Source organism: Bacteroides mucinivorans, from assembly GCF_034654355.2.
GTDB classification, from domain to species: domain Bacteria; phylum Bacteroidota; class Bacteroidia; order Bacteroidales; family Bacteroidaceae; genus Bacteroides; species Bacteroides nordii.
The window spans coordinates 1,040,623-1,067,360 of sequence record NZ_CP178179.1 but is presented as its reverse complement, the minus strand read 5'-3'; the positions used below and the strand labels follow the sequence as shown (position 1 = coordinate 1,067,360).

Below are 26,738 nucleotides of genomic sequence, written 5' to 3'. Positions count from 1 at the left end.
ATGTATTCATTCTCGCCAGTTTTGTATGTTAATCGTCCAAATGCCCTTTTAGCGCCTCTTTTACGGATTATAAAAAACATGGAGATTATATAATTCCGGCAAAAAATATATCTTTGTACGTGTAATTACTATCCAAGCAAATAATATACTAATGAAAAAGCACTTTCACATTCTATTATTGTTTCTTTTATGCTTAGTAGGAAATACCAATGCATACAACCTTAGACAAATCAGTAGCCGGGACGGACTTTCCAACAGTTCAGTGGCTTGTTTGTTTCAAGATGACGAACGCTTTTTGTGGATCGGAACTTATGATGGGCTCAATATGTATGATAGCCGGGATATTTATATCTATAAACCGGATATAAATAACCAGAACAGCCTGTCGAGCAATGTTATTAAGAATATTACAGAGACAGAAGGTGTCTATCTGTGGATCAGCACCAAATGGGGGCTCAATAAGTTATCACAGCGCAGTAATATTATTGAGGAGTATTACAACGAATTTGGCGAGAACTCATATGTGGCTAAAGACAACCATGACAATTTATATGTGTTTGGTAAACCCGGTATTCTCTCGCTGTATTCCAAAAAGCAAAAGAAGTTTATTGACCTTCCTATTCAGAAGGGCATGACACACGACAATGTGAGTAACTTTGTTATTGATGCACAAGATACCATCTGGATAAATCATCGTGGAACGATGGAAAAATATACTGTAAATCAGGTAGACAGTGCGGCTCCTCAGATAGTGCAACATCCCAGTTTCAGACATCCACATCCTATTAAGTATGTATTTTACAGTAACAAAAAGGTTATAATTGTTGATTCAGAGGGAAATATCTATGCAATCACACCTCAGGAGACACGTTTCATTAAAAATCTGAAAACACTTATCAATGAAAGTGGAGAGATTGGTTCCATTATATTCGATAATGAAGATCTCCTTATTGCTTTCAAGACCAATGGGTTAATACATCTTGATGCTGCAAAAAATTATGCACCGGAAAAGATTGAAATTAACTGCGGAGTATTCTCGTTATGGAAGGATGAACAGCAAGACATCGTCTGGATTGGAACAGACGGGCAGGGAGTATATGCATGGACAAAAGATGAATATACATTTAATAACGTATCACTCAACCAACTCCCCATAAATAAAAGAAGACCCATCCGCGCCATTTATGCCGATCCTCAAAACACGTTGTGGCTGGGAACTAAAGATAATGGCATTATCCGTATAGAAGACTATGACAAGGCGAAAGTATACTCAGCTGCAAACGTTACCCACTTCACTACACAGGAAGGACTAACTAATAATGCTGTATTCGCCTTTGTTCCCAGTAAAACCCATCCCGTATTATGGATCGGTTCTGATGGGCCCGGATTAGACTATTATTCCTACCGGGATCATAAAATACATCCATTGGTAAACCACACAAAGATTGGAATAGCCAAAGTGCATTCTATGGTTGAGATTTGTGATTCGCTATTATGGGTAGGCTCCGGCAGCACGTTATTAAGAATCAATGTACAACCCAAAGGGAATACTTTGGAAGCTAAAAGTATCCGGTCTGTCAACCTCAATATTTCCAACCGGCAGCAATATAACCAAATATATTCTATCTATCCTGAAAATGATTCTATTATGTGGATAGGTATGCGTGGTAATGGCGTCATACGGCTCAATATACAAACAGAGGCTTACCGGCTGATCACTTTTGATAAAAACGGTATAGCGCCGATGAACGACATATTATGTATTCATCAAGATCGTAATAAAAATATCTGGTTAGGAAGTAGCTATGGACTAACCAGACTTAATCTGCTCCCTGACGGAAGTTTTGATTACAAAAACTTCAACGAGAATGAAGGGCTTCCCAATAACACAATACACGGCATTGCAGAGGACAGGCAAGGAAATCTATGGTTAAGCAGCAATACTGGTATCATTCTGTTTGATCCTCAAAGAAATAGTTTTCGTAACCTCAATTATAAAACCGGACTAAAACTTATTGAGTTCAGCGATAACGCTTATTTCCAGGATAATACTCAGAACAGATATTTCTTCGGAGGAGTAGATGGTATTGTATGGATCAAAAATGAGGAAAGAAAGAAGAAGGAATTCGTGCCCGAGATCTTCTTTACAAAATTACGGATCTTCAACAAAGAATATAGCATATCTGAGTTTGAGAAAGCAAAAGGCAATGAGGAAGCAATTGTGCTCAATCATAATCAGAATTTTTTTGCAGTATCATTCGTTGCAATGGATTTCATCAACGGAGAAAACAGTAAATACTCGTACAAACTCGAAAATTTCAGCGATGTATGGATGGATACCCGCTCTAATGAGGCACAATTTACCAATATTACTCCGGGAAATTATATCCTGAAAGTGAGATATAATGACGGAATGAGTAATAATGAAGAATTAATAAAAAGTATACATATCATCATTCTCCCTCCCTGGTATCAAACCATGGTTGCATACATTATCTATGCACTGCTTATAATAGGTCTTATGATTGGTATATTCAGATATATCAAATGGAAATATGAACGGAGAAAAATATCTATTACCAGACGTTTAAATGAAAAATATAAGGAAGAAATGTATGAAGGTAAATTGCGTTTCTTCACCAACATCACACATGAATTCTGTACTCCGTTAACCCTTATTTACGGACCGTGCGAGCGTATATTACATCATGAAAGCAGTGATGTATTCATCAAAAAGTACGCTCAAATTATTAAATCAAATACAGAGCGGCTCAACAGTCTGATTCAGGAAGTAATAGACTTTCGCCGTATGGAAACAGGAAATCAGATATGCCATATACAAGAATTAAATATCAGCGAACTATCGCAGGAAATTATTGAATCATTCAGCGAACTGGCTGAGCAAAATAATATCCTTCTCCAAACCGACGTTAGCCCTGATATCATATGGAGAAGTGATAATAGTTGTTTTACAAAAATTCTGAACAATCTCATTTCCAATGCATTTAAATACACTCCGGAAAAAGGAACTATTTTAATATCTGTAAAAGTAATAAATACAAAACTGGAAGTTAAAGTATATAATACGGGTAAAGGTATCAGTAAAGAAAATATCCCTCTAATATTCAACCGTTACAGCGTATTGGATAATATCAAAGAAAACAGTATTAAGGGATTATCTTCCAGAAATGGATTGGGACTTGCTATCTGTCATAGTATGGTGGAATTGCTTCAAGGTATAATCAAAGTAGAAAGTGAGGTAAATCAGTATGCCCAGTTCACCGTAACGTTACCTCAGCTGGAAATTACAGAGAATTCTTCCCAAAAACAAGAAGAGGTTCCCAGATTGATACAGAAAAATAATATGAATAGACAAGAGCCTGAAAATGGGACTACCGAAGAAGAATGTCCGCAACCGGAAGCAACGATTCTGGTTATTGATGATAACAAAGAGTTGTTGTGGATGTTGAAAGATATATTATCTGATGAATATGCAATCCTTACGGCAGAGAACGGAGAGGAAGGGTTGGCACTGTTAAAGCAAGAAACCCCTGATTTGATCATTACAGACATTATGATGCCTAAAGTTGACGGAATTACTTTGACTAAACAAATAAAGAGTAATAAACACACGGTACATATTCCACTGGTTATTCTGTCGGCTAAGAACACAACCGATGAAAGAATAGAAGGCATTGAATCAGGGGCCGATGCTTATATACCAAAACCATTCAATACCCAATATCTGATAACAGTGATCAGGCAACTTATCAGAAAGCAGAAAGAGCTGAAACAATATTATAACTCTTCAGCCAGTGGATTCGATTTTGGAGGTGGACAGCTATTGCAAAAAGAAGATAAAGAATATCTGCAAACAGCAAGAGAACTAATAAATAAAAACATGGATAATACACTCTTCGGCCCTGAAGAGTTGGCAGCAGCCATGCAGACGAGTAGCCGCAACTTATATCGCAAATTCAAAAATCTGAACCAGCCATCTCCCAAAGACTTTATAAAAGAACAGAGAATGACTTATGCCGCCAAATTACTACTAACTACCAGCCTGACAATACAGGAGGTAATGTACAAGACTGCATTTACCAACCGTTCTCACTTCTATAAAGAATTTGCCAAACGGTACAATCAAACGCCAAGGGAATACAGGGAAACAAATAAACAGAAAGATACATCCCTGTCTGATTAAAGGAGTAATTTATGCGAATCTGTAGTTGGATAGTTGGTTCAAATCTGATCGGAAATGAACTCACCACAGAGTAGCACAGAGTTCCACAGAGTACTATTTATCTGATAAAACGCGGATTAACACAGAACGCAGATTAAAAGACTGTAGTTCTTTATCATACATTTGTTTCCCTTTGCGAAAATCTGTGTTAATCTGCGTTTCAATAAAGATTTAAGCTCTGTGGAACTCCGTGTTACTCTGTGGTGAAATACATTCAAAACCGTACAATAATGAACACCGCCCGGCATACCTCTCAATGACTTCTTTACTGAGTTTACATTATTTAACCCACTGACTATTGTTTAATTACGAATATTTCGTAGATTTGCAATATAATCGTAATTAAACATACTCCATGGAAAAGCTGACTATACAAGAAGAAGAAGTGATGATCTACATCTGGGAACTGGAAAACTGTTTTGTAAAAGAGATAGTAGCTAAATTCGAACCACCTGCTCCCCCTTATACGACCGTAGCATCCATAGTGAAAAATCTTGAACGGAAAGGATACGTCACACCTCGTCGGGTAGGTAATACTTATCAATACACTCCCTCCATACGGGAAAGTGAATATAAACGTAGTTTCATGAGCGGAGTAGTACGCAATTACTTTGAAAACTCTTACAAAGAAATGGTTTCTTTTTTTGCTAAAGATCAAAAAATATCAACTAATGATCTGAAAGAAATCATTGATATGATTGAAAAAGGAAAAGAAGAATAATCCATAAACAATGATATTATGACTCCGGAACTTGCCTATTTTCTAAAGATAAACGTAGGAATTATAGTATTCTATATATTCTACCGGTTATTCTTTTATAAAGATACATTTTTTCATTGGCGCCGGACAGCATTGCTTTGTTTCTTGGGAGTCTCACTGCTTTATCCTATGCTCAACCTTCAGGAATGGGTAAAGGCACATGAGCCAATGGTGGTAATAGCCGATTTTTATGCAACGACACTACTCCCCGAAGTGGTATTTGAAGAAACAGTAACCCCAACTGATGCAAACTGGCAGGAATTGATCCTCTATTCTCTGAGTATCATCTATTTATGCGGAGTGATATTACTATTTATCCGTTTTATAATGCAACTGACCAGTATTATCCGCTTACGAATTCAGTGCAAAGTAACAAAGATACAAGGTGTACGTGTACATATATTAAACAAAGCAAGTGGTCCCTTTTCCTTTTTCCATTGGATATTCGTCCATCCGGAATCTCATACTCAGGAAGAACTTGCCGAGATTCTTACTCATGAGCAGACTCATGCCCACCAATTACATTCGGCAGATATAATATTCAGTGAACTGGTGTGTATTGCCTGTTGGTTTAATCCTTTTATCTGGCTTATGAAGCGTGAAATACGAAATAATCTGGAATACATGGCCGATCAACGCGTCCTGCAAACCGGATATGACTATAAAGTATACCAGTACCATCTGTTGGGACTGGCTCATCACAAGGCTGCAGCAACTCTCTATAATAGTTTCAATGTTTTACCACTCAAAAACCGAATTAAAATGATGAACAAGAAAAGAACAAAAGAAATAGGAAGAACTAAATATTTGCTATTTCTTCCATTGGCTGCCTTGCTACTAATAATCAGTAATATCGAAGCAGTAGCCCGAACCACGAAAAATTTTGCACGGGAAGTAATACAAACTGTTGAAAAGTCAACAGAACAAGTAACAAAGGCTACCGGACAAATACCAGAACAGACCACAGTAGAAGAAGTTACTATCCCGAAAGAAACTCCTGTCGATATAGACATAACCGATAAAGATCCTTCTGCCACCATGCAAAAAGTGAATACCGGAGATGATGATATTTTTGATGTTGTAGAAGAGATGCCCGTTTTTCCTGGCGGACAAACAGGTCTGATGGAGTTTATTGCTAAAAATTTGCGCTATCCTGTAAAGGCTCAAAAAGAAGGTATACAAGGACGTGTCATAGCACGTTTCATTGTAGAAAAAGACGGATCGGTTAGCAATCTGGCAGTAGCACGACGCTCTGTCAGTTCCGAACTGGACGCAGAAGCCATACGTGTATTGTCAACAATGCCTAAATGGACTCCGGGTAAACAAAGAGGAAAAGAGGTACGTGTAAAATATACAGTTCCCATCGCTTTCAGATTGAGCGGACCGGAAGTAGAAGAGATAAAAGACAGTAAGCTGGAGGAAGTGGTAGTTGTAGGATATGCTCCCAAAGATGACATCATAACCCCGGAAGTTGTTCTTGAAAGTGCAGAAATAATGCCCAAATATCCGGGTGGAACCAGTGGACTAATGAGTTATCTGGCAAGAAATATCAAATATCCATTTGATGCCCAACAGAGCAAAACGCAGGGACGTGTTGTTATCCAGATGATAGTCAACAAAGACGGTCATGTTATCAGTCCGAAAGTAATACAAAGTGTCTCTCCTTCACTGGATGCCGAAGCTATACGTGTAGTAATGGGTATGCCACGTTGGGAACCCGGTAAAAACGATGGCCAAACGGTAGCTGTGCAATATACACTTCCTATCACCTTCAAACTTCAACAATAACTCTCTCTTAATACATTAATTGAAAAGAAAGAAGTAATCGCCTTTTATCATAGTGATTACCTCTTTCTTTTTTACCAAAAAAGTAGTAAATAATAACTATATTATTCTTACTTTTGCAGATAACCATAAATAACAACACCATGAAACCATTCGTACTTATCACTTGTTTTCTGCTAAGTCTGACAGCATTTACACAAGCCCAGGAAAGAATCATAGAACAACCTCCCTTCACCGCCTGGAGTTCTACAAGCATTGAAATAGATAAAGTAGCATTGAGTGACACAGCAACCGTACTACATATCAAAGCTTTTTATCGTCCTAAAAACTGGATAAGAATTGCTTCCGGTAGCTTTCTGAAAGGAAGTGACGGTGAATTATATCCTCTACGCGACGGTATCGGCATCACTCCCGATCAAAAGTTTTGGATGCCGGAATCCGGACAAGCCGAATTTAAACTTGTCTTTCCACCCCTGCCAAAAGATATTACCTCTATCGATTTCTCCGAAGGAGATACAGAAGGCGCTTTCAAAATCTGGGGAATACAATTGGATGGTAAGTTGCCTAAGCTAAAACTACCGGCTGAAGCTACAGAACGAACCAAAAAGCTTACTACCCTACCTACACCCAAAATAGAAAAAGGCAAAGCTCTCTTAGAAGGGCAAATACTTGATTTTGAACCGGGAATGTCTTCAAACTTCACTATCTACCTTAGAGGCGCTGTTAACCTGGAACAAAAAGTAGACATAAAAGTAAATGATAATGGACAATTCTCCAGCGAAATACCAGTCATTACAACAACACCTGTTACATTTTACAACGGAACAGAAGCGATTAATTTTTTATTAGCCCCCGGAGAAAAGACCAATCTCTTCATCAACCAACGTGAGATCTGTCGCCGGCAATCCAAGCTACATAAAGACAAGAAATCCAATGAAGCAAGCGTCTATTACGGAGGATATCTTGCCGGACCATCCGAAGAAATTGCTAAACTGAATTTCAAAACCAATATAGATGATGACTATCCTCAGTTCATAAAAGACCTGAAAGACAAAAATGCAGAAGAAGTAAAAGCGTATATCCTGAATAAACATAAAGAGAAACTCCGGCAGATTGATGCTCTTAAAGCAACGAAAGCCTGCAAAGAGATGCTTTGTTGTGCTGTAGACGCATCGGCTGCATCACTTCTCACGTTCGTTCCCGGAATTATACAACGCGTACATATCATTAACTACAAGCTGAAGGACGAACAAGTGAATGAATATATAAAGAATAATCCTGTCAGTCTTCCGGATGATTTTCTGAATGTACTAAAGGATTTTTCCTCTCTTAATACCCCGCAAGCTATGTATGTTCCTCTCTATACGCGTCTCACCGGAAGCCCCATGTTCAGGACGGCATTCAGCAAAGCATTAGGAACAGACAAAGGGATTTATTTTGAACTTTCTACAGTAGCCAATGTACTAAACGGAATTAACGACTTTACACCTGTCACAGAAGAACAGTTGGCAAAAATATCCGCTTTATCAACTCCCGTCTATCTGGAAACAGTGAAAGAGAAAAACGATGAATTACTGGCAAAAATAGAAGAGAACAAAAAGAAAACCGGATTTACCATAAATGAGGCTGGTGAGGTAAGTAACGAAGATTTGTTCGCTTCTATTATTTCCAAATATCGCGGGCATACCTTATTAGTGGATTTCTGGGCAACCTGGTGCGGACCATGCCGCATGGCAAACAAAGCTATGATCCCCATGAAGGAAGAGTTAAAAGACAGGGATATCGTTTATATTTATCTGACCGGAGAAACTTCTCCAAAAGGTACATGGGAGAACATGATACCCGACATTCATGGAGAACACTTCCGGGTAACAGCTGATCAATGGAGTTATCTGATGAATTCATTCCAGATCAGAGGAGTGCCTACCTATCTGCTCGTTGACCGTGAAGGAAACATCACTTATAAAACAACCGGATTTCCCGGAGTAGATAAAATGAAGAGTGAACTGTTGAAAGTACTCAATAAATAAGAATAAATACAACTCACCACAGAGTTTCACAGAGTCTAATTATCTGATAAAACGCAGATTAACACAGATTAAAAGACTGTAGTTCTTTATCTTATAGGTTTCCTTTTACGAAAATCTGCGTTCATCTGCGTTTCAATAAAGATTTAAAACTCTGTGGTACTCTGTGGTAAAACTTATTTCAACTACTGATTCGCATTACTTATGCATTTCTACAATCCGTGTAGGTGCCTGTTCTACATTCCGCCGATCTACCTGGCGGACCACAGCAGCAGCCAATGATAAGAAAGCACGACCGGTAATTGTATTCTCATCCAATGCAGCAGGAGTTCCCTTATCACCGCTTTCACAAATACTTTGAACTATAGGAATCTGTCCCAGCAAAGGCACATTCATCTCTTCTGCCAGTTTCTTGGCACCTTCACGCCCAAAGATGTAATATTTGTTTTCGGGCAATTCGGCAGGAGTAAACCAAGCCATATTTTCGACCAACCCCAAGATAGGTACATTAACTTTCTCATTGGTGAACATATTGATACCCTTACGGGCATCTGCCAATGCCACAGCCTGTGGAGTACTCACAACAACTGCACCGGTCAAGGCCAATGTTTGTACCACAGTCAGATGGATGTCACTGGTTCCGGGGGGCAAGTCAATCAGGAAATAGTCCAGTTCGCCCCAGTCGGCATCACCAATAAGCTGTTTCAGTGCATTACTTGCCATACCACCACGCCATAAAGTGGCTTGATCGGGATCGACAAAGAAACCAATGGAAAGAAGTTTTACCCCATATTTCTCAACGGGAATAATCATATCACGCCCTCCAATTTTTTCGGCATAAGGCCGGGCATCTTCTACCTGAAACATTTTTGGCATAGAGGGTCCAAAGATATCAGCATCAAGCAATCCAACTTTATAGCCAAGTTTGGCAAGCGCCACAGCAAGATTTGCCGCTACGGTAGACTTACCAACTCCTCCCTTTCCGGAAGAAACTCCAATAATATTTTTCACTTGCGGCAATAATTTCCCTACTTCCGGACGTGCGGCCTGAATGGTTTTTACACTAATATTGCCTACAATTTCCACCTCTTTACTTACGTGAGTAAGAATAGCTGCTTCGGCAGCTTTAACCACCGACTTCATAAAGGGATCGGTAGGCTTTTCAAAAAGAAGGGAAAAAGAAACTTTCATCCCTTCAATGCGGATATCATCCTCCACCATACCGGCTTCAACAAGATTCTTACCGGTACCGGGATAACGCACTGTTGCCAGTGCATCGAGTATTAACTTTGGATAAAGTGTCATAATATTTACGATTTGACGATTTACAATTTGACGATTGAAATTACTTAGATTTACCATAAGACGATTGGGATTGCCTATGACTACAGGAAGAAAGATTCTTCAATCGTAAATCGTCAATCGTCTAATCGTAAATCTGATTATTTACTTGTTTGTAACCCGCTCCTCTTACTACGGTTATAGCTACGATACGAGTCGAGTTCTATTTCAACATCCGGCTCTTGCAATTCACCTTGCTGCGGAAGCCGAAATTTTATATACTTAATATTCAAACCACGGTCAAGCCATTGTTGTTCATAATAAGTCTTGATTCCCAGAATATCATCTACAAGACCAGAATGATAAAGATCTTCGGTGATAAACTCTACCGGGAATTTGTTCTCCTCGATCATATATCGGGTATAGGTGAACATGAAGTTACTATCCGTCTTCAAATGAATGATTCCATCTGGTTTGAGAAAGCGGCGATAACGCTCCATAAAATGAGTAGAAGTCAATCGCTTGGTAGCCTTCTTCATTTGCGGATCAGAAAAGGTAAGCCATATTTCACTCACTTCACCCGAGCCAAAAAAACGGTCTATTATTTCAATATTCGTACGTAGGAAAGCCACATTCTTCATACCTGTTTTCAAGGCTTCGGTAGCTCCGGTCCACATACGTGATCCTTTGATATCTACACCAATAAAATTCTTATCCGGAAACATCTGTCCCAGTCCTACGGTATACTCTCCCCTACCACAACCCAGTTCGAGCACTATCGGATGATCATTACCAAAAAATGTTTCATTCCACTTGCCCTTCATTTCAAAAGGCACATTGTCCACCACAGAGTAAGGATACTCAAACACATGCGGATAACTTGCCATATCGGCAAACTTCTCTAATTTTCCTTTTCCCATATAATCAATCTGGTTTGCCTGCAAAGTTACTTACTTTCGACGGAAACGGCAATCAGGTAGGAAGAATATTTCATAGATGTCAAATAGTCATTCGATACCTATTTGACATAGAATTATAAATGACTTTACTGTATCCGCGAGGAGAACTACGATAACTTGATTCAGTAACACATGGAAAGGTCTTTGAATTACAGAATGAATTGACAATTCATAAGACAGAGGTATGAATATGAAGTTTTTTTAATCATCTTCATGTTTTTATTCTCCTTGGATCAAAATTTCTCTAAAAAATTTTGATTAGTACTAAATAACATATATATTGTCAACACTTAACTATAATGCCTATGAAAAGAACCTTTTTGATTAGTTTACTATTATCGCAATAACCTGATGGCACAACAGTTGATACTATACCTATTCCGCAATCTCATAGAACACAACCTGAGATTAAAGTTATACATAAAAAGTCACTAATAATAAAGGACTTCGTTTTATAGTACCCAAAAGATAGATAAGTATGAAGGCAATATGGATAATTTTAATTATAATGCTTTGTACAGGATGTACTAACAATAGAAAAATCCAGCAAACTGGTTTAGAAAATAATCTAATATCTTATTCTGATACTATGAAACAGAATGACTATCATACTATTTTTAATGAATCAATGAAGCGAGCCATAAATGAATTCATAGTATACATAAAAGATAAAAAATATACGAGTCCTATTGAAGAAAAAGTTTTAAGTTTCTATTTTTATTCAGAAGCAGGTAAAGATTATTTTTTAATGATAGCCGAACCATATTATGAGAGAAAACTAATCAAGGGTTATACATATATTGGAAACTATGTATTTGTTTATTATGGTGAAGAAGGTATAGGAAATCAATATATTAATGCAAGTAAGTTAATATCCTATCATGATACTCTTCCTGGATTTCGTGCATACGATGAAGTTCCAATAGGAATTTATGAACCTTTCGGTACCCTTTTTCAAATAATAAATCCAGATAGCCTTATATTAATACAGAAAGGAATGTTATAACGTTAAATTAGAGCATATGATATTATTAATAAGGATAATTTTCGCTTTATGTTGTCTATACCAAATTCTATCAAGGTATCATACAACCAAGAAATGTCCGTTATGAAGGGAGACATAAAAAACGCAGATTATCGCAAAAATAAATGGAGTACAGATTTCTCTGCACTCCATTTATCCATATTATATAAAAGTTTTATTAAGCTTCAATAATAACCTCTTCTTCTATAACTGTCTGCGCTTTCAAATCTTCATAGAAAGCAGCATGAGCAGATTGTACATAAGGTTGTAGGAAAAGGAATCCGATACCCAAAGTAAAAAGACACAAAATAGCCCAACCGATAAAGCTAAGATCAAGCAAGAACAATTTCATCTTGTTACCATCCATCATAGCCATACTTTTTTCGATAGCAGCATTATTAGCCAACTCCGGTTGATCTTTCAGAATAAAGTCCGTCATTGCATACGAATAGTTCTTAATAATACCAGGAATAACGAGCAGCAGCGTCCATAAAAATGTATAGATAACCTGTAGTAACTTAGTACCAACAATACGTCCGAAATCATTGAATCCATCAAACAGACCTCCGATGTTCATTTCACCGCCTCTCATTACACTCAGCAGCACAATAGAGTATCCATACATCATAGGCAATGCAACCAATATAGTTCCAACAACCGGAATGTAAGAAGCAGCACCCGATACAGCACCAAATACAAGAGTAGTAACCGCTCCCATCACCCATTTGTCGGTAAGAGCAACACGTGCTTCTGCACGCAATTCTGAATTTTGTTTCAACATAAGATATTAAGATTTATTAAATAAATATTATTCTACAATAGTTACCCATCCGTGTGTATCCGGTTCGTCACCATATTGGATAGCACGTAGTTTATGGTACAATTTTGTACAGATCGGTCCTGGTTTACCATCCTTAGAAATAATATATGAATGATCATTTTCCGGATCATCAATACGCTGTATCGGGCTGATCACGGCAGCAGTACCACAAGCACCGGCCTCTTCAAGAGTTGCCAGTTCTTCTTCGGGCACCGGACGGCGTTCTACTTTCAATCCCATGTCTTCTGCCAGCTGCATAAGGCTCTTGTTGGTAATAGAAGGAAGAATAGATGTTGATAATGGGGTAATATAAGTATTATTTTTAATACCAAAGAAATTGGCTGCACCACACTCGTCCATATACTTCTTCTCTTTTGCATCGAGATAGAACTCAGCCGAATATCCAGCTTCATGAGCTTCCATACTTGCACGCAGACTGGCAGCATAATTACCACCTACTTTATAAATACCTGTTCCCAGCGGAGCTGCACGATCATATTTGCGTGTGATTACGTAAGGAGTAGTTGCAAACCCACCCTTGAAGTAAGGACCTACCGGCGTTACGAAGATTACAAAGAGATATTCGTTAGCAGGACGTACACCCACCTGTGCACCGGTACCGATGAGTAGCGGACGGATATAAAGAGAAGCTCCTGTTTCATAAGGCGGGATGAAACGTTCGTTCAGTTTTACAGCTTTCAGAACAGCCTCTTTAAAACGGTCGGTCGGAAGTTCCGGCATAAGGATTCCTCTACAAGTAGATTGCAAACGTGCCGCGTTCTCTTCAAGACGGAAAATACGAACTTTACCATCTTTACCACGGAAAGCTTTCAAGCCCTCAAATGCCTCCTGACCATAGTGCAGACAAGTGGCAGCCATGTGCAGGTTAAGGATCTCGCTACTGCTTATTTCCAATTCGCCCCATGCACCATCGCGATAATTAATTCTCACGTTGTAATCTGTCTTCATATAGCCGAATGACAGATTAGACCAATCTATTTCTTTCATATTAGTATGTATATTAGTTAAATTCTGCTATCAGACAACAAAAATAACTTTTATTCTTTAGATTGTAGCTTTTCATGCAACAATTTTTCGACTTCCCGATCAGCTTTCGTCAGTTTCTCCGTACAAAATGCAATTATTTCATTGGCCTCCTTTATTTTTTCTGCCAACACATCTATTTCAAGTTCATTATTGTCAATCTGACGAACAATCTTTTCCAGGCGCTCCATGGCCTGGGAATAGGTTTCTTTTTTTACAGACATAATTTTATTTACGATTAGACGATTTACAATTTAGATGATTGAAGTAACTCTGAATTTACGATTGAAGTTAGTTCTCCGTGATGCAAGCGAGTGATGATTTCATCACCGGGAGATACCTGGGAAGCATCGGTGACGGGCTTACCTTCTTTCAGGGTGATACTATAGCCACGGGCAAGGAGTTTATCAGGAGAGGCATCAGTGATACGTTGTTGAAACAGTTCCAGGCGATGGCGCTGACGAGCCAGTAAAGCGGCAGAGACTTGCATTAAATCTTTGCTTGCTGTCAACAGGCGAAAACGTGCATCCGACAACCGATGAACCACCAATGCGGGAATACGCGCCTGGCAAGACGAGAGTCTTCCGGATTCACGTTCAAGAAAAGCAGAAGCACCTTCGCGAAGACGGGTAGACAGATATTCCAGCTGATCCGCAGCTTCGTCCATACGGTTTATAAGTAATTCGGCAGCGGCAGTCGGTGTCTTCACCCGGGTATGTGCCACAGAATCAAGCACCGTGTCATCACGTTCGTGCCCAATGCCGGTAATTATGGGTAATGGAAATTGTGCACAGGCAGCTGCCAGCAGATAAGTATCAAAACCGGATAAATCGGATGTCGCTCCTCCGCCACGAATGATAACAACAACATCAAAGTCGCTTAGCCGGGCATTCACACGGTCGAGTGCAGACAGAACCGATTCTTCTACCTGATTGCCCTGCATCATAGCCGGAAACAATTCCGTATAAAAGAAAAAGCCACGGGAATTGTGCTGCAACTGATGGCAGAAATCTCCGTAACCGGCAGCAGTAGCCGAAGAGATAACAGCTATACGCTGCGGCAACAGAGGCATTTCAAGTTCTTTATTTAAGGTCAGTACGCCCTCTTCTTCCAGCTGCTGCAATATCTCGCGACGGCGGCGTGCCATATCGCCCAGCGTGTAAGTTGGGTCAATATCCAGCACAGTCAGGCTATAGCCATATAGCTCATGAAACTGTACAGTCACCTTCACCAATACTTTGATACCGGAACCGAACATCTGTCCGGTTGCTTCTTCAAAATAAGGTTTCAGCAACCGAAATACATTGCTCCAGATCATCCCCCGCGCTTTGGCGATAAGATTATTACTACGAGGATCTTTCTGTATAAACTCCAGATAACAATGTCCCGTACTGTTGGACCGCACATCACTCAGCTCCGCCTGTATCCAGTATTCATCGGGCAAGCATTGTTCCAGGCTCCGTCGCACCAACGCATTGAGATCAAAGAGAGTCAGCGCTTCTTGTTTCATTTTGCAGACTGATAAGCTTTCCACATATCAGGAATCCCGTATCCATAAATATTGTCGGGATATTTGGCACGATCTCCCGAACGGCGAACCAGTTCAATGATCTCCTTTGCCGTCAGATTGGGAAGTGCCTGCCACAAGCAAGTCACCATACCACACATGATAGGTGAAGAGAACGAAGTACCGTTGGCTCTTCTCAATACACCATCCGTCCCCATTACGTCCGAACCTAAGCCTACTGCCATTACATCAGGTTTTACACGGCCATCGGCTGTATTTCCGATAGAAGAGAAAGGGGCCAGTTCACCTTTTTTACTAATAGCACCTACCGTAAGTACATTGTCTGCATCTCCCGGAGGAGTCGTTTTTTTCCAAGGTCCCGAACCGGCATTCCCGGCACTGCACACTACAATCATACCCTTATCTGCTGCCTTTGCAGCCTGGCGGGACATCAAAGCGAAGTGGCCGTCCAGATCACGATAACGATAATCTTTTGATTTATCATCAAAAGCATAATATCCCAATGAAGTATTTACCACATCTACTCCCACACTATCGGCAAATTCAATGGCAGCCGCCCAGTAATCCTGCTCCACTAAATGTTCGGAATATTCATCCTCGCTACGTAAGAGCCAGAAAGAAGCTTCGGGGGCCGTACCAATCATCACATGAGGCTGATTCATACCAATGCATGAAAGTACACACATGCCATGACTGCTCTCGGCATAAATATCAGCTTGGGGGTTTACAAAATCTTTTGTACCCAGAATGTTGATATTCTTCATCGCATCTATACTGTCAGCATTATGAAAACCTGCATCAATCACGGCAATCGTCATCCCTTGTCCTTTAAATCCTGCTTTATGCAGCTTGTCGCCATTGCTTATCCGGATCTGGCGAAGTGCTGGTCCATAGGTTTCTTTTATCCACAGAGGGGTATTTATCAATGAATCGCGTTCGGTAGCCATCGTAGGATTCTCCGGATCGGGTGCAATCCATACCTTTTCGGTAGCACGGACAAAAGGAAGTCTGGCAATCTTATCTATCAATGTCGTATCGTTGCAGGACACAGTTACAAAGTTATCCCATTTTCCCATGGTGACAATATTCACACCTTTCTTACGAATAGCATCCACATACTTATGACACACCGGTAAGTCGGTAGAGTCTATTGCCAACCGCTGTTTCTGACGGCGTTCAATGGCTTTCTTTGAAAGAAACTCTTCCGGACGGTCCAATGAATAAGTGGTAGCAGCCTTATCTCTGAGACTGATGCGATACTTCAATGTGTCCTGTTGCGCCGATACTCCGGTAGTAGCAAGAAGCAGAGCGGCCAAAATTAATTTTCTCATACTTTATATTCGGTTTCTATTAAAAATCTTTGTTTTCTTCAATCACAAGGCCAATCCCCCGCTGTGAAGCTATAAATGCACCGCCTATCACCCGACGGCCATCATAAAATACTGCCGACTGCCCGGGAGTTATGGCCGAGGCCTCTGCAAGGAACTTCACGAACAGCCGTCCATCTTCCAATCGCTTCACCCGGCAGGGTATCGGGCGACTGCGATAACGAATACGTACCGCCAGCTCCTGGCACGATAATACTTCCTGCTCATCAATCAGGTGATCCTGATCGGCGAGCATATATCCGGCATGTAACTGTTCAACATCTCCCAGCATTACAGTGTTCTTCAGTGGATTGATTTTCAGCACGTATGCGGGTTTACCCAAAGCAATCTCAAGCCCTTTTCGCTGCCCGATTGTATAATAAGGAAACCCTTTATGCTGTCCCAACTTCACTCCTTCCGAATTGACAAACCATCCCGGACCAATCTCCGTATCCAGATCGGGATATTGCTCACGCAGGAAATCACGATAATCTCCTCTGATAAAACAGACTTCCATGCTCTCGCCTTCTTTTGATTTGGCTTCATACCCTTTTTCACGCAGATAATCCCGTACTTTCAGCTTGGTATAGTTTCCCAAAGGGAAAATGCAACGCCTCAATACCTCCTGCCCCAGACGCCAAAGGAAATAGGACTGGTCTTTTTTATCATCATCTCCCGCTACGATGTATATATTCCCATTACGTTCTTCCAACCGGGAGTAATGTCCGGTAGCAATCCAATTACAATTCAGGCGATCCGCCCACTCCGTCAATACACGAAACTTAAACAACGGATTGCACATCACGCAGGGATTAGGGGTTCGCCCCTGACGATATTCATCAATGAAATTCTTTACGATTGTATCTTTGAAGGGTATCCGTTCGTCGGCTACATAGTGTTCAATGCCCATTCGTGCAGCCAGTTCTCTGGCATCCTGCGGTTCCTCTCCCCATACGCGCATGGTTACACCTACTATTTCGTATCCTTGTTCTTGTAGCATCAGGCAGGTAGCAGTGCTGTCTATACCGCCACTCATACCTACTAATACCCGCTTATTTGGTTCTTTCATGCAAAGTCTGATTATTGTATGCATGCAAATGTACAGTATTCCGCTCAGATAGCCATACGGAGCAGAAAAAAAGTAAGTCCGGATGAAAGAGAATGAATCAATGGTAGCAATAAAGGGCTTATCTCATCTGTTTCATCTTGTTTCATTACTATGAGAAAAAAGTTTCAACGTTTTGAGATTTTTTTCTCAATACGTTGAGAATTTCTTCTCAACAGTTTGATACACTTTGTTTCATAGTATTGAAACAAAGTGTATCAAAGTATGAAACAACTGCTATATAAACCAGATATCCGGTGAATATCACGCAGAGGCATCAAGTATATAAAAGCAGGATGTTGTAAAGTAGTTCCTTACATAGGGTATGTTTGCAATAAAAGGAGAAAGTACACAAGGGCGTAACCGAAATTTCACTTCATAGTGTGGATTAATAAACCAGAACTTACGTTGGCGAATGGAATACCCTGTTTTACGAGCCAGACGCTCGAACATTTCAATGGTGGTACGACAGGATTTAATGTCAAGCAGTTCAGCAATGCAGACTTCACTCTCCCCACAGATTTTCAACACACTGCGATAAAGAGGACGCGGTAATAAATGCAGAAATGGCCAGTGAGAAGCTACTTTACTATGACAGATCTGTTGATGCCCTCCAAAGGGCATTTGCCAGGCAGGAAAACCAATAAATACAACTCCGCCGGGAGCCAGAAACTGCCGGATATGCTGCAACATTGATTTTTTATCACCAATATGCTCAATTACATCATGAATCAGGATAACGTCATACTTCTCTTTTTCAGGAGTCATATCAAAAACATTCACAGCCTTGAATTGTGCAGCACAGCCCGATTCAGCAAAAAACTCACGGGCTTGCAGAATACGCGTTTCAGCCAGGTCAATACCTGTTACAGAACACTGTCGCTCGGCAAAAGGCAAAAGATTCCCCCCGTCGCCACAACCTATCTCAAGAATACGGGTAGATGAAGTGATAGGAAAAAACTCTTCCAGGTAGGGAAGAAAATACTTTCGGCTACTAACAGCCAGTTCATCAAAGTAGCGTTTGCGATTGGTATGTCTGTCCTGCATCGTTATTTTGTATTCTATATTTTGACTACAAATCTATCCATTTCTCTGAAGTATTACAAAATAATCCCGGCATAATTTGATTATTCGGGAAAAAACACTATATTTGAAAATAAGAAATCTCATAAATATGGCTAATCCAAGACTGCCGGGAATACCCGAAACTGAAGAAACCCTCTTGTACGCCAAACTAAATGAGTACAATCGGGGAAGAACATCTTTCAAAGAAGCAGGTGCTTATCTCATAGTGCTGCCACGTCCGGGATATAATAGTTATTCGCTGTGGATTTACTCGCCGGAACCCCAAAAACAATCCATCTTATTCATACACGATCTTTCGACAGATATCTATGAAGCATTACGAATGGCCAGTACTATGTTTTACTTCTCAAGACGCTGCCTGCTCATTGTGGAATATAATAAGAAAAGAATGTTGAGTAATGGAGATGATATTGTCTCTTTCGGAAAATACCGTGGGCATTATTTACACGAAATACTTAAAATAGATCCCGTATATATGAGCTGGATAGCTTATAAATATACCCCAAGAATCCCTAAACAAGAACGCTTTGTGGAAATTGCCAAAGTGTACCACTCCATACACCTGGACCTCATGCTACGGAAAGCAAAACAAAATCAGGAAACAGGACGTTTTCTGGGTAACATAGGTGATAAGGTAGCAGATCTGACCTTAAAAGTCATAAAGGTAAAAGTAGAGGATGACCCATATAAAACCCGGATAAACGGTACAACTGTACAGTTTTATATACGGCAGATTGTAACACTGACCGATACTTCCGGAAATCTGGTAGTTATCCGGTTCACGGCTAAAAGCCCAAGCGGAGAATCCTGCCAGATACCCGCCACGGAACATGCATATCAAACAGACGAAATAATACACATAAGTTCAGCACGCGTGGCACGTATCTACAAAATACGTGGCTCGAAGTATACCCGCCTGAGCCACGTAAAATTACAGGAAGTTAGCGCTTACGCCAGTCGTCTTTAACAAAGCTGGCCGGATAGGATACTTTGTCTATAACCTCTCCTTTCAAACGAATCCAGGAGGTGAAAGTACGGGTACCTTCATTCAGTTCGATCACCCGCGCTCCGTTAGGCAAGTGATTGTATACGGTGTTTCCTCCGGTATAACGACCGTAGGCCAAAAGGATCCCTTTCCACATTACCGCATAATCATTGTCATGATCGTGTCCAACGAAAGTAGCCATAACATCACCCGATTCTTTCATCGCAGTAAACATACCCGAATTTATTTTCGGTGCGCAGGCCCTTTCCATACGTGTACCACGCAATATCGCATTTTCATCCTCGGCAGCTTCGTTGTATTCGGGCAAGGGGATGTGAAAGAAAGCAACGGCAGGCAACGGTTGACCATTATTGGCCGCTGTATAGGCAGCACTCTGATTGCGGTACCAGGCTATCTGATCAAACGTAAACCAATTGTAACCATCAACATCCTTCATCGGAGAATAAGAATGAGAATCCATGCAATAAAGCAAAGCAGCCTCCTTTGCATCAGAAGATGATTTTACGGTCAACACATAATCCGGTGATGAAACATTACCACGGTCGGGAAGAAGATTGTAGGGAATCTCACGAATTAAATCATAGAGTTGTTCACGGGTCATCTTTTGCTCATCATCGTGGTTACCAAAAGTCACCACAAAAGGAATCTTACGATTAGAAACCTGTTCCAACACCTTGTGCATACCACTGTCTGCTGGAGCAGCATAAATAACGTCGCCGGTAAATACTACCAGATCGGGATGCTCGGCATCCAACACTTCATTAATGCGTTCGAGAGCAACATCAGAAGCCGGATTACCATATTTAAAGTGTACATCGGTAAATTGTACTATCTTAAATTTACCATCCTTATTAAACTTAAGTTTTGTGTTTTGGGCAAAGCCAGATGTAATACCCAGAAGGGAGAAAAGCAGCACAAACAGTACTTTTAATTTAATCATGATACTAATAATTTAAAGGTTAGAATATGTGTTTGGGTAGTTTATTTACAATCTATTTTTTCAATCAATACAGTGGCATATGCCGATATACCTTCTTCGCGACCTGTAAAGCCCAATTTTTCTGTTGTTGTAGCTTTAATAGAAACTTCATCCACATCTATATCCATCACTTCTGCGAGTTTTGTCTGCATAACAGGAATATGTGCTTTCAGTTTCGGACGTTCTGCACAGATAGTAGCATCGATATTTCCTACTCTATACCCCTTGGTTGCAATCAGTTCAACAGTCCTCTTTAATAATATCTTACTGTCAACATGCTTAAACTCTCCGGCTGTATCTGGAAAGTGATAACCAATATCACGCATATTGGCAGCCCCCAGTAAAGCGTCACAGATTGCATGTATCAGGACGTCTGCATCAGAGTGCCCTAATAATCCTTTTTCATGTTCCAGGAGAATACCTCCCAACCATAATTCACGTCCTTCTATCAACTGATGAACGTCAAACCCAAAGCCTACACGTATCTTCATTTTTATATCTTTTTCTTTAAAGTCAGTAAGAAATTAATTTCAGCCCGAAGCTATCTATTTTTCTCCGGATTACATCGAAGTTGGATGACTTTTTTAGGTTTATTCACGTAGCAGAAGTAGGAAAAGCTACTAGAAAAAACAAGAGGATGTGTCAGTAGAATCTTTGACACATCCTCTTGTTCTATTGGTATTATTCCGAAGTTATCTCCGACGACCAAATAAATCTCTGATACCGTCAAGATCAAAACCCAATGTGAAACGCAATGTCTGGTCAAGCGGATTGCTTTGCGCAGTAGACACCAGGTAAGCAGCATCAAGAGAGAATACACTCATCTTAAATCCGGCACCAAAAGAGAAGTACTTACGATTACCCTTGTTTTCATGTTCATAGTGATAACCACCACGAACGGAGAATTGGTTATGATAAGTATATTCTACTCCTAAAGACCATTGAATCTCTTGCAACTCTTCCTTGAAACCGCCGGGAGCATCACTGAAGGATTTGAAAATACCTTTGATTGGAGAGATATCATTATAGCCCTCTGTTTGTAACCACTGGGTATACTCTGCCTGGGTCATATCTTCACCGAACTTTTCTTTATATTGCTCAAAAGTCGGACGCGTAGGTACCATCAGTTTATTTATATCAAGACTGAAAGCTATCGTATTATAATCGTCTATCGGAGCCAACAACGAACCACCTAAACGAAAATTAGTAGGCAGAAACTGGCTGGAATTACCTCCATCATAAGAGATTTTCGTACCAATATTAGAAAGGTTTAACCCGAAAGACAACATACACTCACGCTGCGCAAGCATGATATAATTTGTATAATAGAAAGCGATATCAGCAGCAAATGCAGAACCGGGAGAGACCTCCTCATCCTGTTTATAAGCCAAATCAGAGTAGATATAGCGCAAAGCAACAGCAGCAGAAAAACGCTCGGATAGCATACGCGAATAAGCCACATCTACTGCCATTTCATAAGGACTGATGCTATAGGTAGAACCTGTTGTAGCATCCCCTCCCATAGGCACTTCACCCAAAGAGAAATAGCGTAACGAACCACTGATCGCTTGGTAATCACCAATGCGATAATATCCGGCCAGATAAGCCAAGTCAATATCATTAACCAATTTACGCAACCAGGGAGTATAGGAGATAGATACACCTGCGCGCCCAATCGTAAACGGATACTTTGCCGGATTCCAGTATTGTGAGTTGTTATCCGGGTCGGTAGCAGCACCTACGTCTCCCATACCACCACCACGTGAGTCGGGAGCAATGCCGAGTGAATTGACACCTGTATTGATAGGATTGAACTGATCTTTCTGTGCCCACAAACTGACAGAGAAAGCAAAAAACAGTAGAAATGATATAAATATTTTCTTCATAACCAATCTTATGGATGTGTACATATAAACCGGATTTTCACTGATTTATTGTGCCAGAATGACTATTTTCTCGGTTTTCGTACTCTCCTTACTATCACCGGAAGTAATAGAAGCACGGTAAAGATAAATACCCGGTGACAGACGCTGACCGGCGTTACTACATAGATCCCAGTCTACATAATAATAACCACCGGAAGATATTCCCTGTTCATTGTGTACCCATAACTCCCGACCTGCAAAGTCACATACAGCTATACGTACATTCAGCTCTGAACCAGGGCGGTCATGCGAAAGAATAAATGTAGTACTTTCACGAGCCGGACTCTTGCTGCAAGTTATAGAGAACAATCCGGGGCGCAACCCTTTCACAACTTCAAATTCCAAAGATTTCACAGAAGAATTATTCATGATATCCCAGGCACGGAAAGTAAGAGTATGCTTACCCTCAGACAGGGCCGGAATTGAAAATGCAGCTGTCCCCTTGGTATAACTACCTGCAACCGGAGTATAATAATCATTCAAAGAATAGGTAAGCTTACCATCAATACAAAGAGAAAGATCATGTCCAATACCGTTTCCTACAGTATTGATTCCATCTTCATCCTCCAATTCCGCTACAAAATAAGGTGTTTCATTCACCAAGCCTCCCCATGGAAAATCAGGAGTATTCAGATATACCATTATATCAGGCCCTTCACCGGAGGTAGGAATATCATCGGCTGTTCCTCCTACGAGAAAACGATCAAAAACACCACCGGCCTCTCGCTTATCGGCATCACAAGCATAGAGATTCAACAACCCCTGCTCATTGGAATAATTAATATCTAACGGCACAGGGAAAGTCAGTTCAAAGCGGCCATTACGTACAGAATCCATTCCGGAAAAAAGAATCTTATTATGATCAGTATAAGTCACAGCTCCCTTATTTAACGTATTAAGGGTACTAATAGTCTCCTTGCTATCATAAACCAAGGGGTGAACCGTTCCTGTAAAATCATCAGCAGGCTTACCATCAGGAGTAAGAATATGTCCTTTCACCGTCACTTTAGCACCAGCTCTCATAAAAGGCAATTCATCAGACGGAGGACCATCGAACTCATCCACTACCACTTTATAATCAGGATAAGTAGGCATTATGGCAGGATCCCCCATCAGATTGAAATTCAATCTATTTCCCCCATCACTACTTGCTGCCAACTTTGCTAATCGAACTATATCTCCCAACCGCAATCGTTTACCATCCTGTAGAGTAAATAACTTATCCACAAAGTTATTATTCAAGATTTTGTTTGGATCATCATATACTACTCTTGCAGCCGAAACCATCGCAATAGCTCCCCCTTTCTTATTCAACAGAGCTAATTCACCAGCTGAAGTAGCCTCCGCATCAAAACGAGTAAACTCACATGATGCGGTAAACCATATAGATAAACGAGGAGATGATAGATTTACAACATCAGCAGAAGTCAATAAATTTTCTGATGACCAGGAAGTTGTACCACTATGCCCTGTATAATTAACGAGCAACAAGCCCTGATCTAACAATTGCAATAACCGCTTATTTGCCTGAGGATAACTATAGCCTGTAGCTGAAGATTCTCTCTTATAAGCATCTGCAAGGATACGTTCTCCGCGCATACCAGAAAGGGTATTATTTACTCTATCGGCAAGATCACTAGCCTGTTCCATAAAGCCTATATCATCATCATTCCCTGCCGCATCATCTCCAACAAAGCAAGTCATCCGCTTCCAAGGACCTGCATTCTTATTATATATATAATCAATTGTCTTATCAACCACAGCTTTGGCTTCATCAACCACACGAACAGGAAAACGACCTACACCAATATCAGGAATACCACTGGTCAGCGAACTCACTTCACCTTTTACAAAACCAAAATAATCGTCAGTCATATAAGACTGTGTCTCATCCACCGAGTTTGGAAACTGGAAAGAAAGCAGGAAATCAGAAGGTTTATAATTCCTCCAACTTGCTGTAATCATGCGATTATCATAACTACAATCTCCAAAAAGTAATAGATACTTAATTCGATCTTCGGCAGAAGTCGCTTTATCATACAGCATCTTCATAAAACGACGATAAGCCGTAGCATCCGGAGTTCCGGATGAAAATTCATTGTATACTTGTGAAGCTTTCACTACCTCTACAGTAAGCCCATCCTTGTCACGATGTGCCTCTGCCAAACGTTCGGCTTGCTGAACAAAAGCAGTTCTGTCCGGCACAATAATCACCATGTCAATACCCTTCAATGCATGAAGGTTCTGATTAGAAACATCTCCCATACTCTCTACTCCACCAAAAGAAGCCGAAGTATTAACTGCCACAAATTCACGCAGGATATTACTAGCTGGAATAGTAAAGGTATAAGTGTCTCCACTCAAAGTTCCTTTGATCTGTTTATATTCTGAAGGCGAAGTAACATCCCATACAACAGTAGAAGAATTTGCACCGGAAATAACAAATGTACTTGCTTGCCCCTGAGATTGTAAAGCACGAAACGCAAGAGCCCCTCCATTCATCTGTAGCCGTTGTTTATAATTCAAGATAATATAATTCAATCGTCCTGAAATACCGGAAGCACGATTATGAGTAAGCTTTACAGTAACAGATTCCGACTTATCACCTGTCCAGAGTTGATCTAATGTACCTTCACCCGCCTTTATATAATGAGCATTAACGCTATTCGAATTAATTCCAGGAATAACTTGTGTACCAATATTTTGTCCATCAATAGCAACTGTCATTGTAGTGTTACCGGAAGAGCCTGCTCCCAAAGACCTTGCCGTAAAAACAACCCGGATACGGCCACTTTCATCGGTGATATTGGGAAGAGTAAAAGAATAACTTTGTGAATTACCTACCACATAGTCATAAGAATCATATAACTCCCGCCCTGAAGCCGCCCATGAATAAGCATCTGTCTCATGCAAAGCATATGCATCGAAAGTCTCAATAATATTAGAACTGCTACCGGTACCATCTTCCACAGGAAACTCGGCCGGCTTTTCATCACTCTCCGTCAGGAAGTAATAAGCATTATCCGAATAGAAATTCTTTATACGGACAAAAGTATCACCGGTTTTCTTCCAATGAAGGGTACCACGGGCATAAAACAAGACTCCATCGCCTCCACGATATAAAGGCACCTCGGGAAGATCATCAGCGGGGTGCTCTGAGAATTTCTCCGAAAGCAGATACCCCCCATAACCATAGATCCGCACCTTATCCGGATTAAAGAATCCCATTTTCCTTAATTCAGCCTGCGTAATACGATAAACTCCGGTATCAGAGACACGTATTTTCACAAATCGTCCGGAAGAAAGAACAGAATTTTCAGTAGTTGCTAATGTGGCTGCTCTTGTTGCTGCAAGGGTAGTAGCAGAAATCGGTGTACTAATAACAGAAAGCTTAAAAGAATTAATGCGTTGATAAATTCCCTTCCGGTAAACTACCGGAACGAACCGTACATTTAAAGAAGCTTTATCAGCAGATGTAACTACAGAAACCTCAGCCTGAGGATAATCGGGCAAAGTTACCCCTTTCGCTATTAGCTCAACGACAGCTTCGGGAGTCAGATCTACAAACTCCGGAAACTCAATCTTTACATCATAGTTATTTAAATAGAAATCGTCAGACAAAGGAATGCTTTCAGAAATTTCCGGAAGAGTTTGGACAGCAGGTAACTTCTGCCAGTCCAGCGTAATAAAACGATCCTGAGCTGAAACCGGAAATACGATAAACAATATGAGAATGTAAAGTACCCTGTACATAATAAGCATAGATTAATTTGCTAATGTGCCGGTTACCATGCAAATG

The 26,738-nt window shown here is 40.4% G+C and carries 19 protein-coding genes; 6 read left to right on the top strand and 13 right to left on the bottom strand.

Annotation, left to right across the window (positions count from 1 at the left end; genetic code table 11):
* The first annotated feature begins 151 nt into the window (after positions 1 to 151).
* The 4 genes from VCM39_RS03730 (at position 152) to VCM39_RS03715 (ending at position 8,818) form a co-directional block, all read left to right on the top strand.
* Complete coding sequence (locus tag VCM39_RS03730; RefSeq protein ID WP_322933757.1) at positions 152 to 4,204, top strand: response regulator; 4,053 nt, start codon at positions 152 to 154, stop codon at positions 4,202 to 4,204.
* A gap of 394 nt (positions 4,205 to 4,598) precedes the next feature.
* Positions 4,599 to 4,964: a BlaI/MecI/CopY family transcriptional regulator gene (locus VCM39_RS03725; RefSeq protein WP_221649728.1), complete on the top strand. Its 366-nt coding sequence runs from the start codon at positions 4,599 to 4,601 to the stop codon at positions 4,962 to 4,964.
* Positions 4,965 to 4,982: 18 nt separating this feature from the next.
* The gene (locus VCM39_RS03720) at positions 4,983 to 6,791 is read left to right on the top strand and encodes a M56 family metallopeptidase (RefSeq protein ID WP_221649729.1); all 1,809 of its coding nucleotides are present in this window, start codon (positions 4,983 to 4,985) and stop codon (positions 6,789 to 6,791) included.
* Positions 6,792 to 6,931: 140 nt separating this feature from the next.
* Positions 6,932 to 8,818 (top strand): TlpA disulfide reductase family protein, encoded by a 1,887-nt coding sequence (locus VCM39_RS03715; protein ID WP_322933756.1) that lies wholly within the window; start codon positions 6,932 to 6,934, stop codon positions 8,816 to 8,818.
* A 195-nt stretch (positions 8,819 to 9,013) separates the two neighbouring features.
* Here the strand turns inward: VCM39_RS03715 and VCM39_RS03710 are convergent, their stop codons facing one another.
* Both VCM39_RS03710 and trmB read right to left on the bottom strand, forming a co-directional pair.
* Positions 9,014 to 10,120 carry an Mrp/NBP35 family ATP-binding protein gene (locus VCM39_RS03710; RefSeq protein WP_322933755.1) on the bottom strand — a complete coding sequence of 369 codons (1,107 nt, stop codon included), beginning with the start codon at positions 10,118 to 10,120 and terminating at the stop codon, positions 9,014 to 9,016.
* 137 nt (positions 10,121 to 10,257) lie between these two features.
* Positions 10,258 to 11,016, bottom strand: coding sequence for a tRNA (guanosine(46)-N7)-methyltransferase TrmB (gene trmB, locus VCM39_RS03705; protein WP_322933754.1), 759 nt, complete (start codon positions 11,014 to 11,016; stop codon positions 10,258 to 10,260).
* Between the two features lie 517 nt (positions 11,017 to 11,533).
* On the opposite strand from trmB, the gene VCM39_RS03700 reads away from it, so the two are divergent.
* On the top strand, positions 11,534 to 12,061 hold the full coding sequence (locus VCM39_RS03700; protein WP_322933753.1) for a hypothetical protein: 528 nt from the start codon (positions 11,534 to 11,536) through the stop codon (positions 12,059 to 12,061).
* Positions 12,062 to 12,257: 196 nt separating this feature from the next.
* On the opposite strand, the gene VCM39_RS03695 is transcribed toward VCM39_RS03700, so the two are convergent.
* The 7 genes from VCM39_RS03695 to VCM39_RS03665 all read right to left on the bottom strand — a co-directional run bounded on the left by VCM39_RS03695 (position 12,258) and on the right by VCM39_RS03665 (position 18,990).
* Entirely contained in the window at positions 12,258 to 12,860 is a 603-nt protein-coding gene (locus VCM39_RS03695; protein WP_221649734.1) for a DUF975 family protein, read from the bottom strand.
* A gap of 27 nt (positions 12,861 to 12,887) precedes the next feature.
* A complete protein-coding gene (locus VCM39_RS03690) occupies positions 12,888 to 13,907 on the bottom strand; it encodes a branched-chain amino acid aminotransferase (RefSeq protein WP_002562265.1) in 1,020 nt (339 codons plus the stop codon).
* A gap of 50 nt (positions 13,908 to 13,957) precedes the next feature.
* On the bottom strand, positions 13,958 to 14,167 hold the full coding sequence (gene xseB / locus VCM39_RS03685) for an exodeoxyribonuclease VII small subunit (RefSeq protein WP_002562266.1): 210 nt from the start codon (positions 14,165 to 14,167) through the stop codon (positions 13,958 to 13,960).
* Between the two features lie 23 nt (positions 14,168 to 14,190).
* Positions 14,191 to 15,453: an exodeoxyribonuclease VII large subunit gene (gene xseA, locus VCM39_RS03680; protein ID WP_322933752.1), complete on the bottom strand. Its 1,263-nt coding sequence runs from the start codon at positions 15,451 to 15,453 to the stop codon at positions 14,191 to 14,193.
* On the bottom strand, positions 15,450 to 16,802 hold the full coding sequence (locus VCM39_RS03675) for a S8 family peptidase (RefSeq protein WP_322933751.1): 1,353 nt from the start codon (positions 16,800 to 16,802) through the stop codon (positions 15,450 to 15,452). Before VCM39_RS03675 ends, xseA begins: the two co-directional genes overlap by 4 nt.
* Before the next feature lie 19 nt (positions 16,803 to 16,821).
* On the bottom strand, positions 16,822 to 17,907 hold the full coding sequence (gene mnmA, locus VCM39_RS03670; RefSeq protein WP_322933750.1) for a tRNA 2-thiouridine(34) synthase MnmA: 1,086 nt from the start codon (positions 17,905 to 17,907) through the stop codon (positions 16,822 to 16,824).
* 300 nt (positions 17,908 to 18,207) lie between these two features.
* Entirely contained in the window at positions 18,208 to 18,990 is a 783-nt protein-coding gene (locus VCM39_RS03665; RefSeq protein ID WP_007487244.1) for a class I SAM-dependent methyltransferase, read from the bottom strand.
* 127 nt (positions 18,991 to 19,117) lie between these two features.
* On the opposite strand from VCM39_RS03665, the gene VCM39_RS03660 reads away from it, so the two are divergent.
* Entirely contained in the window at positions 19,118 to 19,996 is an 879-nt protein-coding gene (locus VCM39_RS03660; RefSeq protein WP_221649740.1) for a hypothetical protein, read from the top strand.
* Here the strand turns inward: VCM39_RS03660 and VCM39_RS03655 are convergent.
* The 4 genes from VCM39_RS03655 to porU all read right to left on the bottom strand — a co-directional run bounded on the left by VCM39_RS03655 (position 19,971) and on the right by porU (position 26,692).
* Positions 19,971 to 20,975 carry a metallophosphoesterase family protein gene (locus VCM39_RS03655; RefSeq protein ID WP_322933749.1) on the bottom strand — a complete coding sequence of 335 codons (1,005 nt, stop codon included), beginning with the start codon at positions 20,973 to 20,975 and terminating at the stop codon, positions 19,971 to 19,973. The two genes, VCM39_RS03660 and VCM39_RS03655, sit on opposite strands and share 26 nt — an antisense overlap.
* 41 nt (positions 20,976 to 21,016) lie before the next feature.
* The gene (gene ispF, locus VCM39_RS03650) at positions 21,017 to 21,505 is read right to left on the bottom strand and encodes a 2-C-methyl-D-erythritol 2,4-cyclodiphosphate synthase (RefSeq protein ID WP_322933748.1); all 489 of its coding nucleotides are present in this window, start codon (positions 21,503 to 21,505) and stop codon (positions 21,017 to 21,019) included.
* Between the two features lie 201 nt (positions 21,506 to 21,706).
* Positions 21,707 to 22,900, bottom strand: a complete 1,194-nt coding sequence (gene porV, locus VCM39_RS03645) for a type IX secretion system outer membrane channel protein PorV (RefSeq protein ID WP_221649743.1) — start codon at positions 22,898 to 22,900, stop codon at positions 21,707 to 21,709.
* Positions 22,901 to 22,945: 45 nt separating this feature from the next.
* Entirely contained in the window at positions 22,946 to 26,692 is a 3,747-nt protein-coding gene (gene porU / locus VCM39_RS03640; protein ID WP_321029068.1) for a type IX secretion system sortase PorU, read from the bottom strand.
* Between the last annotated feature and the right edge of the window lie 46 nt (positions 26,693 to 26,738).